At 36.2% G+C, this 14,877-nt stretch carries 15 protein-coding genes and 1 pseudogene; 14 read left to right on the top strand and 2 right to left on the bottom strand.

Translation table 11 applies throughout. The annotated features are described in order from the left end of the window. Nucleotide 1: 1 nt before the first annotated feature. Nucleotides 2–268, bottom strand: coding sequence for an HP0495 family protein (locus A3223_RS08005; RefSeq protein WP_021091143.1), 267 nt, complete (start codon nt 266–268; stop codon nt 2–4). Then, entirely contained in the window at nt 243–719 is a 477-nt protein-coding gene (gene moaC / locus A3223_RS08000; RefSeq protein WP_178140250.1) for a cyclic pyranopterin monophosphate synthase MoaC, read from the bottom strand. Before moaC ends, A3223_RS08005 begins: the two co-directional genes overlap by 26 nt. A 418-nt stretch (nt 720–1,137) precedes the next feature. Here moaC and A3223_RS07995 point away from each other — a divergent pair, with 418 nt between their 5' ends. The 14 genes and pseudogenes from A3223_RS07995 to A3223_RS07935 all read left to right on the top strand — a co-directional run bounded on the left by A3223_RS07995 (nt 1,138) and on the right by A3223_RS07935 (nt 14,842). Then, nucleotides 1,138–1,956 carry an ATP-dependent protease gene (locus A3223_RS07995; RefSeq protein ID WP_084109876.1) on the top strand — a complete coding sequence of 273 codons (819 nt, stop codon included), beginning with the start codon at nt 1,138–1,140 and terminating at the stop codon, nt 1,954–1,956. Nucleotides 1,957–1,968: 12 nt separating this feature from the next. Continuing rightward, entirely contained in the window at nt 1,969–4,557 is a 2,589-nt protein-coding gene (gene nosZ / locus A3223_RS07990) for a Sec-dependent nitrous-oxide reductase (RefSeq protein ID WP_084109875.1), read from the top strand. Nucleotides 4,558–4,639: 82 nt separating this feature from the next. Further along, a complete protein-coding gene (locus A3223_RS07985; protein ID WP_072595072.1) occupies nt 4,640–5,395 on the top strand; it encodes a cytochrome C in 756 nt (251 codons plus the stop codon). Continuing rightward, nucleotides 5,388–6,644 (top strand): nitrous oxide reductase family maturation protein NosD, encoded by a 1,257-nt coding sequence (locus A3223_RS07980; RefSeq protein WP_084109874.1) that lies wholly within the window; start codon nt 5,388–5,390, stop codon nt 6,642–6,644. Before A3223_RS07985 ends, A3223_RS07980 begins: the two co-directional genes overlap by 8 nt. Beyond that, nucleotides 6,637–7,314, top strand: coding sequence for a 4Fe-4S dicluster domain-containing protein (locus A3223_RS07975; RefSeq protein WP_084109873.1), 678 nt, complete (start codon nt 6,637–6,639; stop codon nt 7,312–7,314). Before A3223_RS07980 ends, A3223_RS07975 begins: the two co-directional genes overlap by 8 nt. Then, nucleotides 7,311–7,859 (top strand): c-type cytochrome, encoded by a 549-nt coding sequence (locus tag A3223_RS07970; RefSeq protein WP_084109872.1) that lies wholly within the window; start codon nt 7,311–7,313, stop codon nt 7,857–7,859. Before A3223_RS07975 ends, A3223_RS07970 begins: the two co-directional genes overlap by 4 nt. Next, a complete protein-coding gene (locus tag A3223_RS07965) occupies nt 7,859–8,320 on the top strand; it encodes a c-type cytochrome (protein ID WP_084109871.1) in 462 nt (153 codons plus the stop codon). The genes A3223_RS07970 and A3223_RS07965 overlap by 1 nt, the downstream gene beginning before the upstream one ends. Nucleotides 8,321–8,322: 2 nt before the next feature. Then, complete coding sequence (locus A3223_RS07960; RefSeq protein ID WP_084109870.1) at nt 8,323–9,222, top strand: NapH/MauN family ferredoxin-type protein; 900 nt, start codon at nt 8,323–8,325, stop codon at nt 9,220–9,222. Between the two features lie 9 nt (nt 9,223–9,231). Then, on the top strand, nt 9,232–9,885 hold the full coding sequence (locus A3223_RS07955; RefSeq protein ID WP_084109869.1) for an ABC transporter ATP-binding protein: 654 nt from the start codon (nt 9,232–9,234) through the stop codon (nt 9,883–9,885). Next, nucleotides 9,878–10,705 (top strand): ABC transporter permease, encoded by an 828-nt coding sequence (locus A3223_RS07950; protein WP_084109868.1) that lies wholly within the window; start codon nt 9,878–9,880, stop codon nt 10,703–10,705. The genes A3223_RS07955 and A3223_RS07950 overlap by 8 nt, the downstream gene beginning before the upstream one ends. A gap of 135 nt (nt 10,706–10,840) precedes the next feature. Continuing rightward, nucleotides 10,841–11,248, top strand: coding sequence for a tetratricopeptide repeat protein (locus A3223_RS07945; RefSeq protein ID WP_084109867.1), 408 nt, complete (start codon nt 10,841–10,843; stop codon nt 11,246–11,248). A gap of 399 nt (nt 11,249–11,647) precedes the next feature. Next, nucleotides 11,648–12,442, top strand: a complete 795-nt coding sequence (locus A3223_RS07940) for a PepSY-associated TM helix domain-containing protein (RefSeq protein ID WP_257639278.1) — start codon at nt 11,648–11,650, stop codon at nt 12,440–12,442. A 45-nt stretch (nt 12,443–12,487) separates the two neighbouring features. Then, the gene (locus A3223_RS09870) at nt 12,488–12,748 is read left to right on the top strand and encodes a PepSY-associated TM helix domain-containing protein (RefSeq protein ID WP_307781517.1); all 261 of its coding nucleotides are present in this window, start codon (nt 12,488–12,490) and stop codon (nt 12,746–12,748) included. Further along, nucleotides 12,729–14,842, top strand: a pseudogene (locus A3223_RS07935) (TonB-dependent siderophore receptor). The gene A3223_RS09870 and the pseudogene A3223_RS07935 overlap by 20 nt, the downstream one beginning before the upstream one ends. Nucleotides 14,843–14,877: the final 35 nt, after the last annotated feature.

The raw sequence follows: 14,877 nt of genomic DNA, 5'->3' as shown, positions 1-14,877 counted from the left end.
CTTATAAAACGTATTTTGCTTCGTGTTTTAGTGCTGAAAATATCTCTAGCCTCTCTTCTTCGCTCAAAACTAGTACGGCTAGGTCATAGCTTGCGTACTTTTTATCTTTGCTAAATTTTGAAAAGACCAGCTTAAATTCTCTATCTTTTACTATCTCTTTTACCTTTTCTTCTACATTGACATCTGCGTCAAATATTATTTTGTATTCCCAATGCGTTGGGTAATCAATTTTTGCTTTTTTGTTATTTAGATCGCATATACTCGCCACTTTTTCCTCCTGTTTTACTCTCTAATACGATATTGCTTATTTCCATGCTTTTATCTATAGCTTTTACCATATCATAAATGGTCAAAAGTCCCACGCTTACGCCAGTTAATGCTTCCATCTCAACGCCTGTTTTACCCTCTATTTTTACGCTCACATAAAGCTTAAAAGCGCAAATTTCAGATAGCTCTTCGATATCACAATCCACGCCTAAAATAGCTAGTGGATGGCACATTGGAATTAGCTCGCTTGTCTTTTTTGCGCCCATTATCGCAGCAACGACAGCTGTTTGGATGACTGGGCCTTTTTTGCCAGTATTTTCTTTTATCGCTCTAAAGGCCTCTTTGCTCATCTTGATGATCCCGCTAGCAGTTGCTACTCTTTTTGTAGGATCTTTTGGGCTTACATCGACCATTTTTGGACGATCTTTCTCATCTAAATGCGTTAGCATTATCTCTCCTTTTTTGGCGGATTATAGCCTATTTAAACAAATTTAAATTACCAATGGCTTTAAGCTAAAAATATATCAAATGCATAAATTTTAGCTTTTTATTTAAATACTGAGAGAAATTCTCATTACTTAATATAATTATTTAATTTAAATAATTTTTTTAATAAATTATTTATAATTTAATTTTTAATGCATAAAATACCTAAAATGAAGAGTTTTATGGATAATAAATTTTATTAAAACTATATTAGTATTGATTAAATCATAATGTCTATATAATGTAAATAATAAAATTTAAAAAAATTTACTGATATTTTTCTTTAAAAGCTTAAAAAAATAAATTAATCGCTAATTTGCTTTTAAGAGTTAAGTATGTATAGTTTTTTTACTTAATAAATTTATGATGAAAGTGCCTTGGATTATGAGATTTCTGCTTTGTATAAGTTTGTTTTTGATAACAGCTTTTGCCCAGCAATTAGGCTGCTTTATTAATGAAAGCAACCAAAGCATCGTCTTTATAAAAGATGGACAGATTAAAAATTTGGATATAAAAGAGACGATTTATAAAAATCAAGAGTGCGGAAATGATGGAGAATCCTTTTATATCGCAAATTTAAACAATGAGATTATTGAAGTGGCAAATGAGAGAAATTTTTTATTTGCCATGCCAAATGTTGGCTGTAAAATTTCGCAAATTATGGCAATTAAAAATAAAATTTACGTAGCTTGCGATATGGCTAATGAAGTAAGCATAGGCGTTTTTGATAAAAATCTAAATAAACTTTTAACTAAAAATTATAAAGATGTTTATAAAATTTCGAGCCTTTTGCCAATTGATGATGAGCTATTTTTTACGAGCTTTAATGGCAAAGCATTTTTGCTTGATAAAGAGCTTAATTTAAAAGAGAAAAAGCGTGTTGGCTTTGCTCCGCTTAGTGCCTGTAAATTTAAAGGGAATGATATTTTGCTTGGCTTTAGAGATGGAGAAATTTTAGATTTTAAAAGTGGAATTAAAAAACAAGTTTTAAAATCTAAAATTTCAGCTCTTGCGTGCATAGAGGATGAAATTTTTATAGGTGATGGGGATGGAGTAGTCTATAAATTTGACAAAGATCTTAAGCTAAAAGGGCAAAAGGCTCTTTTTGGCAATGAGATAAAAAGAATTTTTATAGATAAAGGCGTCTTAAATGGCGTAAATTTAGACAATGAGATAAAGAGTTTAGAGATAAATTCATTTTAAAAAGGAGAGTAAATGCAAAAGTTATTTTGTGTCGCAAGTGCTGCTTTGCTTGGGCTATCTTTAACGACTGCTTGTGCTGCTAGTAGTGACCTTGAAAAAGTCATGAAAGAGCGCGGGCTAAGCGAAAAAGATGTCCTTGCAGCTGCTAAAACTTATCAGCCTAGCGGTAAAAAAGATGATTTCATCGTCTTTTCATCTGGTGGGCAAAGCGGTCAAGTGCTAGTTTATGGCGTTCCGTCGATGAGAATTTATAAATACATCGGCGTTTTCACACCAGAGCCTTGGCAAGGATATGGCTATGACAATGAGTCAAAAGCTGTTTTAAAACAAGGCAACATCAGGGGCAAAGAGATAACATGGGGCGATACACACCACCCAAATTTCAGTGAGAAAAATGGTGAGTATGTTGGTGATTATCTATTTATCAACGATAAAGCTAACCCAAGAATCGCGGTTATAAATTTGCATGACTTTGAGACAACTCAAATCGTTGTAAACCCTATCATGAAGAGTGAGCACGGCGGTAGCTTCATCACCCCAAATAGCGAGTATGTTATCGAAGCTAGCCAATATGCAGCTCCACTTGATAACAACTACCACTCAATAGACGACTATGAAGCAGTCTATAGAGGTGCTGTAACATTTTGGAAATTTGACTATCCAAAAGGTAAGATCGACGAGAAAGAGTCATTTTCTCTTGAGCTTCCACCATACTGGCAAGATCTAAGTGATGCTGGTAAAGGCGAAAGCTACGGCTGGGGCTTTACAAACTCAATAAATACTGAGATGTATACTGGCGGTATCGAAAAAGGTCTTCCTCCATTTGAAGCAGGTGCAAGTAGAAATGATACTGACTTCTTACACGTTTATAACTGGAAAATTTTAGAAAAACTTGTTCAAGACAAGAAAAACTACAAAGTTATAAATGGTCACAAGGTAGTTACAATAGACGCTGCTGTAAAAGCAGGTGCGCTATTTTTGATCCCAGAGTCAAAGAGCCCACACGGTTGTGACGTAAGCCCAGATGGTAGATATATCATTATTGGCGGTAAGCTTGATACTCACACATCAGTTTATGACTTTAGAAAGATCAAAGAGCTAATCGATAAAAAAGAGTATGCCGGCACTGACCCATACGGAATTCCTATCTTAGATAGAGAAAAGTCAATGCACGGACAAGTCGAACTTGGCCTTGGACCACTGCATACATCATTTGACTCACAAGATGGCGTACTTTATACTTCACTTTACGTTGATAGTCAAATCGTAAAATGGGACTATAAAAATTTAAAAGTGCTTGATAAGATAAATGTTCACTACAATATCGGCCACCTTGATACAATGGAAGGCAAATCAGCAAAACCAGTTGGCAAATATGCAATCGCTCTTGATAAACTTTCAATCGATCGCTTTAGCCCAGTTGGCCCACTTCATCCACAAAATCACCAGCTAATAGACATCACTGGTGCAAAAATGGATCTAATCTATGATATGCCAATCCCACTTGGTGAGCCACACGATGTTGTTTCAATAGCTGCTAGTAAACTAAGTCCAGCGCTTACTTACAATATGGGTACAAACTCAAGAACAGGTGAGGCTAGCCCATATGCAACTCTAGCTGGTCAAGAAAGAGTTGAGAGAAACGGCAAAAATGTAACTGTCTATGCAACAATGATCAGAAGCCACATCAATCCAGAGCACATCGAAGTAAATAAAGGTGATAATGTAACAATTCACTTAACAAACCTAGAGCGCGCTCAAGATGAGACTCATGGATTTGGTATCGACCTTTACAACATTCACGCTTCACTAGAGCCTGGCAAAACTGCTTCAGTAAATTTTGTAGCTGATATGGAAGGTGTCTTTCCATACTACTGCACCGAGTTTTGTTCAGCACTTCACCTAGAGATGATGGGTTATTTGCTTGTTAAAGATCCAAGTAAAAAATATGAATCTGCAAAAAATAACAAGCTAAAAACTCTAAGCCCAGAAGCTTTAAAAGCCGAATACGACAAAGTAATCGCAACTAATAAGGCAACTGACGATGTTATCCAAGAGGTTGTTAAATACCTAAAAGAGAAACATTATGAGAAATATCCAAAAGTAAAAGCTTTGGTTGATGACGCACTTGATCAATACGGCCACATCAAAGAGGTAAAAGCTAAAGCTGACGAAGCTTATAAAAAAGGTGACGTAAACGGCGCTATCCTTTGGGAGTACCAAGTATGGCAATACATGGTTAAAACAGCTGACGTTGGCTTAAGAGCTAAAAATAACCTAGCTAAAGAGATCGCAACTCCGATGAGTCCAGCTGCCGCAAAAGGTGAAGAGGCTTATCTAAAAGGCGGTTGTAATGGTTGCCACGTTATCGGTCAAGTAAGCTCAGGTCCAGACCTAACAGGCGTTTTACTAAGACATGAAAATGGTGAAAAATGGGTAGCAGAATTTATCAAAGATCCTGCTAAGTTCTATAATGACGACTACATTAAATCAATGATTGATTACTTTAACCTTAGAATGCCAAATCAGCATATGAGTGATGAAGAGATCAAAAATATCATCGAATACCTAAAATGGGTAGATGAAAACGCTGGTATGTAGTTTTAAAGGGGCGTTTTGCCCCTTTTTAAATTTTAAAATTTTATTTTTAGCAAGTGAAATTTTAAAATTTAAAGGAGAGATCATGAGTAAATATAAAATTTATACCATTGTTGCACTTGTCTTAATGACTGTTTGTTTTACTTTGCCTGTTCTTGGTTGGCACGGAGCAAAAGAGCGTATAGCTGATGGTGATGAACTACCATCTTATACTTACGGTATCTATAATCTTTATAGCTCATTTCAGTATAAAAATCACCTTTTATCAAAAGATGTAGCAAGCGATCTTCATAAGATGATCGAACAAAAAGCAGAGATTGGTACGCCATCTTTTCCTATCTGGTACGTCTCTCTTGAAGCTCCAAATTATCCAAAATCAGCCTTTCCTGATGGAATTCCTGTATATTTTCACGTAGATGGATATAGTGGCGATGTGCATGAGATGAATACGATAAATCACTACATTGGTATGTATCCTATGGAGCATGGTGGAAATTTAGAGCGAGCGATAGCGCCTTATTATTTGCTTATTTCAACGCTTTGTATGCTTGCATTTTTGTATTACAACGGCAAATTTAACTCACTTCTTATGGTTCCAACCATTATCGCGCCTGTGCTATTTATGAGCGCATTTGCAGGATGGCTTTACTGGTATGGACACAATATGCAAGAGTGGGGTGCATTTAAGATTAAACCATTTATGCCAACAGTTCTAGGCGATGGTAGCGTTGCACAATTTACAACACACTCTTATCCAAGTATCGGGTTTTGGGTTATGATTGCTATGAGTGTATTTTGCATACTTGCAGTATTTTCAAAGAAAAAAGAGCTAAATGCGTAAAATTTTCAATTTTGCCCTTGCTTTCTTGCCTATTTTTAGCTCTGCAAATATCCTTCAAGATGCAATAAATAACGCTAGCCCTGGCGATGTTATAAAGCTAGGGGACGGCATCTATGAAGGAAGCATAACTATAAATAAGCCACTTAGTATCGTTGGCGAGGGCAAAAACGCTCACATAAAAGGAAATGGTAAAGGCACAGTTGTAAAGATTATTGCCTCAAATGTTACGCTTAGAAATTTAAAGATAAGCGGTAGCGGAAATGACCTTGGTGAGCTAGATGCTGGCATTGGCTGTGATAAAGCAAATAATGTCGTGGTTACGCAAAATGACTTGAGTGATGTGCTTTTTGGGGTTGATTTTAAAGAGTGCAGCAGCTCAAAGATCACTGAAAATAACATCACTTCTAAAAAAGGGGCCAGTCTTGGCTTTAGAGGTGATGCGGTTAGACTCTGGTATAGCCATGAAAATTTAATAGAAGGCAATTATATTTATGATAGCCGCGATATGGTTGCATGGTATGCAAGTCACAATAAATTTTTAAAAAATAAAGCGATTCGCGGGAGATACTCGCTTCACTTTATGTATGCAAATCAAAATTTAGTCGAAAACAATGATTTTATCGGCAATGCGGTCGGAATGTTTTTTATGTATTCAGCTGGCTCAAATATAAAAAATAATCTTGTTATGGATAGTGACGGTGCTTTTGGTATCGGTATTGGTCTAAAAGATGTTTCAAATTTTACTATCGAAAACAATACACTTATCTATAATGCGAGAGGAATTTTGCTCGATAACTCGCCGTTTCAGCCAAGCTCAACTATAAATTTCTTAGGCAATAAAATTTTACACAACGTAGTTGGCGTATATTTTCACGCTACTCAGGGGACAAGCATCTTTGAAAATAATGATTTTATAGGCAATATGGACATCGTTGCGAACGACACTCCAGGCGATAAAATGGCATTAAATCAGTGGAGTAAAAATTATTATGATGAGTATGAGAGCTTTGATAGAGATAAAGATGGCTATGGCGATACGCCATTTATGCACCTATCGTATGCCGATCAGCTTTGGCAGTATTATCCGAATTTGCAGTTTTTCTATGGCTCAAGTGTCTTTAGTATCTTAAATTTTTTAGCCAAACTCGCACCATTTTCTGAGCCAATAAAGCTACTTGAAGATAGCACGCCAAGGATAAAACCACTTGATGCTTCAAATTTTAACGCATTAAGGGCAAAACGTGGATAGAAGAAAATTTATAATCTTAGGCTCAGTCGCAGCTGCCGCAGGATATGGCATAGGTAAAATTTTGCCAAAAAGTAGCGGTGATAAACTCTATCTTAGACCACCAGGCGCGGTTGATGACTTCGATGATCTTTGTGTCAAATGTGGTCAGTGTGTGCAGGTATGCCCTTATCACAGTATAAGTTTGCTTGATATAAAAGATGGATATTCAAATGGTACAGCATACATCGATCCTAAAAAGAGAGGTTGCTATTTATGTGATCTTTTCCCATGTGTGCTCGCCTGTCCAAGCGGTGCGTTAGATCATGCTACAAAAGTTGTTGATGATGTGAAAATGGGCGTTGCTGTCTTGAGTAATGCAAATGCCTGTATGTGCCTAAAAAGAGAAAAACTAAGCGAAGATAGCGTTGAAGATTTGCTTGTTCGCAAAGTTTATAATGATAGAGAAGAGGCAGAAAAAGATAAGATAAAAGGCAAAATCGGTCAAATTTGTGACCTTTGCGCCAGCATTTGCCCAGTTGGCGATAGTGCAATAGTAATGAGTGAAGCAAATTTACCACTCATAAAGCATGGCTGCGTTGGGTGTGGGGTGTGTGCTGAGGTTTGCCCTGTAAAAATTATAAATATTGCCCAAAAAATGAGTTATGATGAAATTTATAAGGAGAAAGAATGAGATTAATAATGTCTTTAGTGGCTGCTGCTTTGCTATTTGTCGGCTGTGAAAAGAGCGATGACAAAGCGCAAAAAGCAGCTAGCGAGCAACCAATAAATGTAGCCACGAGTGCTAGCATAAAGGTTGAAAAAAAAGAAAATAATCAAAGTACAAATAAACAAAATGATTTCATAAAATACGATATGCACGGCGAAAAGAGCGTAAAATTTGGACTTGAAGATAATAACGTAAGCCGTCAAATCGGTGCTTTAGCAATGGTAAGAACCCCTCTTCAAACTATAAATTTAAGACTTATAAAGGGCAGGCTTAGCAAAAATTTCATTACAAAATGCTCAGCTTGTCACGATGATTACGCAAATGGCATCATCGGGCCATCACTTTTAACAAAAAGTGAAAATGAAATTTATACAATGATAAATGCTTATAAAAATAAAGAAAAAGTCAATGTCTTGATGCGAGATCTTGTTAAAAAAATGGATGATAGTGAAATCAGAAATTTAGCTAAAGAAATCAGTGATTTTAATACACAATTTAGGAGCAAATAATGAAAGTAGGAAAGATTATAACCATTATTTTAGCGGTAGCAATTTGCGGTATCATGGTATTTATGTTAAGCCAGACTCCGCCTAAAAAGGAAAAAGTAGCAACTAATGCTCAGCCAAAAGTAGAGCAAAATTTTACAAAAGAGCAGCCAAAGTCTAGTGAAGAATTTGCCAGCGAAGATGAGCTAAAAAAGGTAAAAGAGCTAAGTCTAAGCGTGGCTAAAGTGCACAATGAAGGCGTTAGCAAGCAGTATCTAACAACTTGTGCCCCGTGTCATGGTGCAAATGCAAAAGGCGTCGTAGCTCCTGATATAACGCATCTAAGTAAGGATGAATTGCTTAAAAAGCTAGCTGATTATAAAGCTGGCAAGGTGCAAAACTCGCTTATGAAGGGGCTACTCACAAATGTTAGTGATAGCGAGCTTGAAAGCCTTGCAGATGAAATTTCTAAATTTAAAAAGTAAAAATGGACAAATATAACACTCGTGCGACGATTAGAAATGTAAGCTTTCTAAGCACGTTAATCACAACTACAAAAGATGGGAAGAAGCGTCCTAGCATACGATTTTGGCGTATATTTAGCATTATTCTAGTCCATCTTTTATTTGTGCTTTCATATAGAGTTGATATACAAATTTTAGAAGGCGATATCAGTGCGTCAAGGATATTTGGCTTTCACTTAGCAGATGCTTTTATGAGCCTGCAAGTCTTTTTGGCGACACATGAAATCCATGTAAATTTAATAATTGGCTCACTTAGTATCTTGGCCTTTTATATCATTTTTGGCGGTAGAGGCTTTTGCTCTTGGATCTGTCCATATTCATTAATAAGTGAAATAGCTGAGAAGATCCATGAAAATTTACGCGCCAAAAAGATAGTGAAACCACGAGTTTTTGACACAAAGTGGCGATATGTTTTTACCATTTTATTTTTAACCCTTAGCTTTGCTAGTGCAAGCCTTACATTTGAAATTTTTAATGTTGTTGGGATTTTTTCAAGATTTATTATCTATGGCTATTTTCATGCTATTTGGTTCGTTGTGGCTATGCTTATGGTTGAAATTTTCTTCTCACGTAGAGCTTGGTGTAGGTATGTCTGTCCTATTGGAGCTACTTACTCAGTGCTAGCTAAACCAAATGCTATAAAAGTTAGCTGGGATAAAGAGAAGTGCGATCACTGCTTAGTTTGCACTGATGTTTGTCTAGTGCCTCACGTACTTTTTATGACAAAAAAAGGAGCAAAACTTGACGAGAATAAAAATATCTTTAGGATAGCTGGTGCTGATTGTACGCTTTGTGGTAGGTGTATTGATGTGTGTCATCAAGATGCACTAAAATTTGACAACGGCTTTAAAAAACTCATATAAGGAAAATTTTTGATAGATATAAAAGAAGTAACTAAAATTTTTGGCTCGCAAAGGATACTTGACAATGTTAGCCTAAACGTAAAATCTGGCGAAAAAATAGCAATACTTGGACAAAATGGAGCTGGTAAAAGCTCGCTCATGCGTATCATTTTAGGCGAATTTATCCCAAATAGCGGAAGCATAGCAATAAATGGTGTAAATACTCTAAAAGATAGAAAAGGGGCTTTGAAATTTATCTCATTTGTGCCACAAACTCCACCACCGCTTAAATTTAATCTACGCGAGCTTTGTGAGTTTGTTTGCAAAAGCTCAAATGTAAAATTTGAAGAGATTGAGAAATTTAGCAAGCTTTTAGAGCTTGATCTGCATGCAAATTTAAATAAGCCATTTTATAAGCTCTCTGGCGGCATGAAACAAAAGATGCTAATAGCCATTGCATTTGCCAAGGATAATGAAATTTTGATGTTTGATGAGCCAACAGCAAATCTTGATGTAAAAGCAAGGCTTTCTTTTAAAAATTTACTTGATAACTTCACGCAAAACAAAACACTTGTTTTTATTTCACACCGTATCGATGAGATAGCAAATTTATTAGATAGATGCGTCTATATGGATCTTGGCAAGATAATCAAAGAAGAAAATTTAAGGGGCAAGAGTGAATAATCTTTTTTTAATAGCAAAGCTTGATGTAAAAGAGTCTTTTCGCTCAAGATGGTTTGTGATATATGCTGCGCTTTTTTCTGCTTTGATGATAGGATTTTTATTTAGCGGCGTGACCGACTCACGTGTGCTCGGCTTTTCTGGGCTTACTAGAGCACTGCTTTTGTTTATTCAAATTTGCGTCATCATTGTGCCTATTTTTATTCTCATCTCAACCGTAAGAAGCATAAATCAAGATAGAGATACAAATTTGCTTGAATACATCCTTAGCTTCCCGCTAAGCCTTAGAGAGTATTACTTTGGTAAGGCACTGGGCCGTACATTTGTTGTTTTTGTACCACTTTTGTTTGCTCTTTTGCTTTGCGTGATCGTTGGTCTTATAAAAGGTGTTGCGATACCTTGGAGTGTATTAATACTTTATTTTGGACTACTTTTTAGCTTAAGTATCATTTTTTTATCGCTTGGATTTTTTATCTCAAGCGTGATTAAAAATCAAGAGACAGGCCAAGGCGTAGCGTTTTTACTTTGGCTTATAATGCTAGCATTTATTGATCTAGCATTAATTGGACTTCTTATGCGAAGTTCAGTCGATGAGTATGTCATTTACGCTATTGCCATACTAAATCCGATAGAGCTTTTCAGGATAGCAGCGCTTAGTCTTTTTGATCCAAATTTGGCAGTTATCGGTACTGCATCTTATTTTATTTTAAGCACCTTTCCAAAAGCGACATTTGTAGCTTACGCGATTATTTATCCGCTCGTACTAGGCATTATTTTGCTAGTTTGTGGCTATTTCGCCTTTAGTAAAAAAGATTTGGTTTGAGATTGTTTTTTGTTAAAGAAAAGTTGGTTTTAAATTTAGACGAAACTTGTATTATTCCACTTGTCCAACAAGAAACCTCCTTTTTGTAATAGCTCCCTTTCCCCCAAAGGGAGCTAACTTCTTCCAAGGAAATTTATGAAAAAATCCATTTTGTTTTTAGCATTTACACTTCTATCTTTGAATGCAAACTGGGATATAAATGTGCAAGAGTGCATTAATAAAAGTAACGCTAAAGCTTGCGAGAGTTTTACAAAAAAGCTTTCAAGTGAATGTGAAAATAAAGATAAAATTTCTTGCTTTATCTATGCAGATATGCTAGGGCGTGGTCTTGGCATAGAAAAAGATACGCAAAAATCTTTTGAGATATTTAAATCGCTCTGTGATAACGGTAGTAGTGAGGCTTGCTATGAGCTAGCGACAAAGTATCTTCAAGGAAATGGCACTGAGCAAAGCTTTGATCTTTCTGCAAATGCTCTTGATAAGGCTTGCAAGTTGGGCAGCAAGCGAGCTTGCAGTGTATTAGAGCTTGTGCCTAAAAATTAGCTATTTTAATTTTGTACTTGCACTAATTAAAAGAAATTTCTTAAATGCAGCTTCTTTAAAGTTAAATTTACTTTAGTATTACTTGGAATTTCTTTTTTATTAACTAAAAATTTTATTAAAATTTATGCTTAAATAATACTATTTCATCGTCCTAAATGGACCCTCCTTTTTGTAACTGATAAGTCTTTGCTTCCCCCTTTTCTGGCTTTTCGTATACACAAAGAGGAGTTGTTTATTCTTTTGAAAATCAAATCTATTTATTTTTTTCAATTTACATTCTATAAAAATTTTTCTTTTTTGAAATCATAATTGATAATAGTTTTAAATATTATCAAAGTAAATTTTGTGTAAGATTGCGAGCCATTATCAAAACCTACTATTAAAAGACTTCAAAACAAAGTGAAATTTCTAAATCAAAAATTTTTTTATAAATTGCACACTTATTTATCTATATTATTTTTCATTCCACTTGCAGTAGTTTGTTTTAGCGGTGCTATTTTGGTTTATAAAAATGAGATAAACAGCCTTCTTGCCCCAAATGTCGTAAATGTAAATTTAAACAAAGAAAATTTAAGCAAAAGGATCAGCTTTGATGAGCAAAGAGAGATCATCGCAAGCGAGATTGACGGCTACGAGATGGTCGGCATCAACATCGATGCAAATCCTAAAAGATGCGACAAAATTTGGTTAATCGAGCACAATGATAGTCAAAAAGAGTGGAAATTTATCTATTTTGACGCTTTTAGCGGTAAGATAAAGAGCGAGCCACTCGCACATGATGAGGGATTTTTTGGAGTTTTAACAAAGCTTCATGAGTCGCTATTTTTAGAAAAGAGCGGTCATATTATCCTTACTTTAACCGCTATTTTCACGTTTTTTATCTGCATAAGTGGTTTTGTGATTTATAGAAAATTTTGGCTGACACTACTTAGGCTTCGTGTAAATAGGCTAAATGTTTTTATGAGCGACATTCATAAAATGATAGGAATTTTTTCTACGCCTATTTTACTGCTCATTTGCGTAAGCGGTGTTTGGTGGGAATTTCAGATGGCACGCATGCCAGAGTTTAAAAATGACTTCGTTATAGATGCAAAAATTTATAACAAAAGCCTATCTCTTGACGAGCTAGTGGCCCGCTCAAAAAATGATCTTGTTGGCTTTGAGCCACACTTCATCTCACTGCCTTTTATGTAAGGAACAAATATACGCCTTTTTGGCTACGTAAAAGATCAAAATTTCTTGCATAACGAATATTCAAGCATATTAACTTACGATAAAAATAACGGCGAATTAGTAAGTATTTTGGATATAAAAAATGCAAATCTAAGTGAAAAAATTCTCTCAGCATTTAGAAAATCGCACTTTGGCAACTACAACCAATTCACAAAATTTATCTGGTTTTTAGTCGGCATTTCACCGCTTATTTTAAGTATCTCAGGACTTTATTTGTGGATTAAAAGAAATTTTAAAAGGAGAAAAAATGAAAAAAATTTTAATTAGTTTGGTTGCATTAAATTTGATGCAACCTCAAATTTTTGCTAGCCAAAGCGATAAAATTTTAGAGGCAATCGATGTCGTAGAAAGCGAGCGAAGAGACGATGCAAACTACTTTGCAAAAGAGCTTGTAAAGAGCACAACAAGGCTAAATTTAACATCTCGTCAAACGCCCCAGTCGCTAACTGTGCTAACAGAAGCTAGGCTAAAAGATCAAGGCATCAAGGACTATCAAGTGCTTCTTAGAAATATCCCTGGCGTCACGCTAAATAAATGGGACGAGCGTGTATATCCGACGGCTCGTGGCTTTAAGATAGATTATTACTTGCTTGATTCGATGCCTAGCTTTGGCGGCTTTAGCCTTGGTGCAAATGATATGAGCTTTCTGCCTTATGAAAGAGTCGAGGTAGTAAAAGGAGCAAACGGCCTACTTGCTGGCGCTGACAATCCGGCTGCAAGCTTAAATTTCATAAGAAAAAGAGCAGACGCAAAAGAACTTAAAGGAAATTTTGGCGTAAGTGCTGGCTCATACGATAGATACGGTGTAAATGGCGATGTGCAAACGCCTGTAAATGAGAGCGGAAGCGTTAGAGCAAGGCTATCTTTTATGCATGAGAAGTCGCACTCTTATATGGATTATTATAACCGCAAAAATAGCGCGATTTATGGCGTAGTCGATAGCGATATAGGCGATAACTCGTGGCTTAGCCTTGGTGCGTTTTATCAAGAGCTAAGACGCCACGGGGTTAGATGGGGCGGTATGCCAGCATTTTACTCAGATGGCTCTAGGACAAATTTTAGTAAAAATGAAATTTTCTCTCAGCCTTGGACTAGATGGGACATAAAAACGCTTGATTTCTACACTGATTTTAAACACTACTTTGAAAATGAAGCGAGCTTAAATTTAAGCTACTCATTTAGAAGGGCAAACACTGACTCAAATTTACTCTACTACGGCGGAGCGGTAAATTTAGATGGCACCGGCAATATAGGTGGTCTTAGCGCCTATGCAAACAAAAGAGAGGAGAATATCCACAATGTCGATGCATACGCAAATATCCCTTACGAGATAGCAAATTTATCTCATGAGTTTGTCTTTGGTGCGATGTATAACAGCTATAAAAAAAGTAGCGATAAGGTAAGTAGCTACTGGTCGCAAAGGACTACACCAGCAGGGCTTGCTTATACGGCTAGAAGTAGATAGACTTTAAAAACTTACACCTTGATGATCCAAAACTCCCTTACGTGGATCAAAACAATAAAGACAAAACGATACAAAAGGCATTTTACGCGGCAAATAAACTATCAATCACCGATGAGCTTAAATTTCTATTAGGTGCCAGAGTGAGCTACTACAAATACGAGATCGAGGGTGGCAAAGACAATAGAAATTTCACAAATGAGATCACACCATATCTTGGTGTCACTTACGACATCGGAGCAAACCACACTCTATATGCTAGCTACACGAGCATATTTAAACCTCAAAGCGTAAAGGACGCAAACGACAAGTATCTTGATCCGATCCGAGGCAAGGACTATGAAGCGGGCATTAAAGGCGAGTATTTTGACGGGGCACTTCAAGCAAGTCTTGGTGTCTTTAAGATCGTGCAAGATAAGCTTGGCATAAATACTGGCAGGAAAAATCCAGCGACAAATGCCGACATATATGAATCTGGCAAGGGTGTGACAAGCAAGGGTGTCGAGCTAGATCTAAACGGCGAGATCACTAAAAATTTAAGCCTAAGCTTTGGCGCAACGCACTTTAATGCAAAAGATGCTAAAGGTGAGAAATACGCCACCGACTCATCAAGAAGCACGGCAAATTTATTTGCAAAGTACGAATTTAGGGACTTTAGAGTAGGGGCTGGAGCTATGTATAAGAGCAAAATTTATACTGGCAAAGGCACAGATGAAATCACACAAAAAGGCTACACCTTGGCAAATTTGATGTTTGGATATAAATTTGCTAAGAATTTTGATGTACAGCTAAATATCGACAATCTCTTTAATAAAAAATACTACGAGGGCATCGGCAAAAACATGATGGTTTATGGCGATCCACGCACATTTAATCTAAGCTTTAACTACAATTTTTAATCTAATTAAATCACCAGCTAAATAAGCTGGTGATA

It is taken from the genome of Campylobacter concisus, from assembly GCF_002092855.1.
Lineage (GTDB): Bacteria > Campylobacterota > Campylobacteria > Campylobacterales > Campylobacteraceae > Campylobacter_A > Campylobacter_A concisus_AI.
This window is presented reverse-complemented; position numbering and strand designations above follow the sequence as displayed.

Excerpts from the sequence above, each read along its gene's own strand:
- A3223_RS07965 (WP_084109871.1), top strand. The coding sequence starts at position 7,859 with ATGAAAGTAGGAAAGATTATAACCATTATTTTAGCGGTAGCAATTTGC.
- A3223_RS07960 (WP_084109870.1), top strand. The coding sequence starts at position 8,323 with ATGGACAAATATAACACTCGTGCGACGATTAGAAATGTAAGCTTTCTA.
- A3223_RS07970 (WP_084109872.1), top strand. The coding sequence starts at position 7,311 with ATGAGATTAATAATGTCTTTAGTGGCTGCTGCTTTGCTATTTGTCGGC.
- A3223_RS07985 (WP_072595072.1), top strand. The coding sequence starts at position 4,640 with ATGAGTAAATATAAAATTTATACCATTGTTGCACTTGTCTTAATGACT.
- nosZ (WP_084109875.1), top strand. The coding sequence starts at position 1,969 with ATGCAAAAGTTATTTTGTGTCGCAAGTGCTGCTTTGCTTGGGCTATCT.
- A3223_RS07995 (WP_084109876.1), top strand. The coding sequence starts at position 1,138 with ATGAGATTTCTGCTTTGTATAAGTTTGTTTTTGATAACAGCTTTTGCC.
- A3223_RS07945 (WP_084109867.1), top strand. The coding sequence starts at position 10,841 with ATGAAAAAATCCATTTTGTTTTTAGCATTTACACTTCTATCTTTGAAT.
- A3223_RS07980 (WP_084109874.1), top strand. The coding sequence starts at position 5,388 with ATGCGTAAAATTTTCAATTTTGCCCTTGCTTTCTTGCCTATTTTTAGC.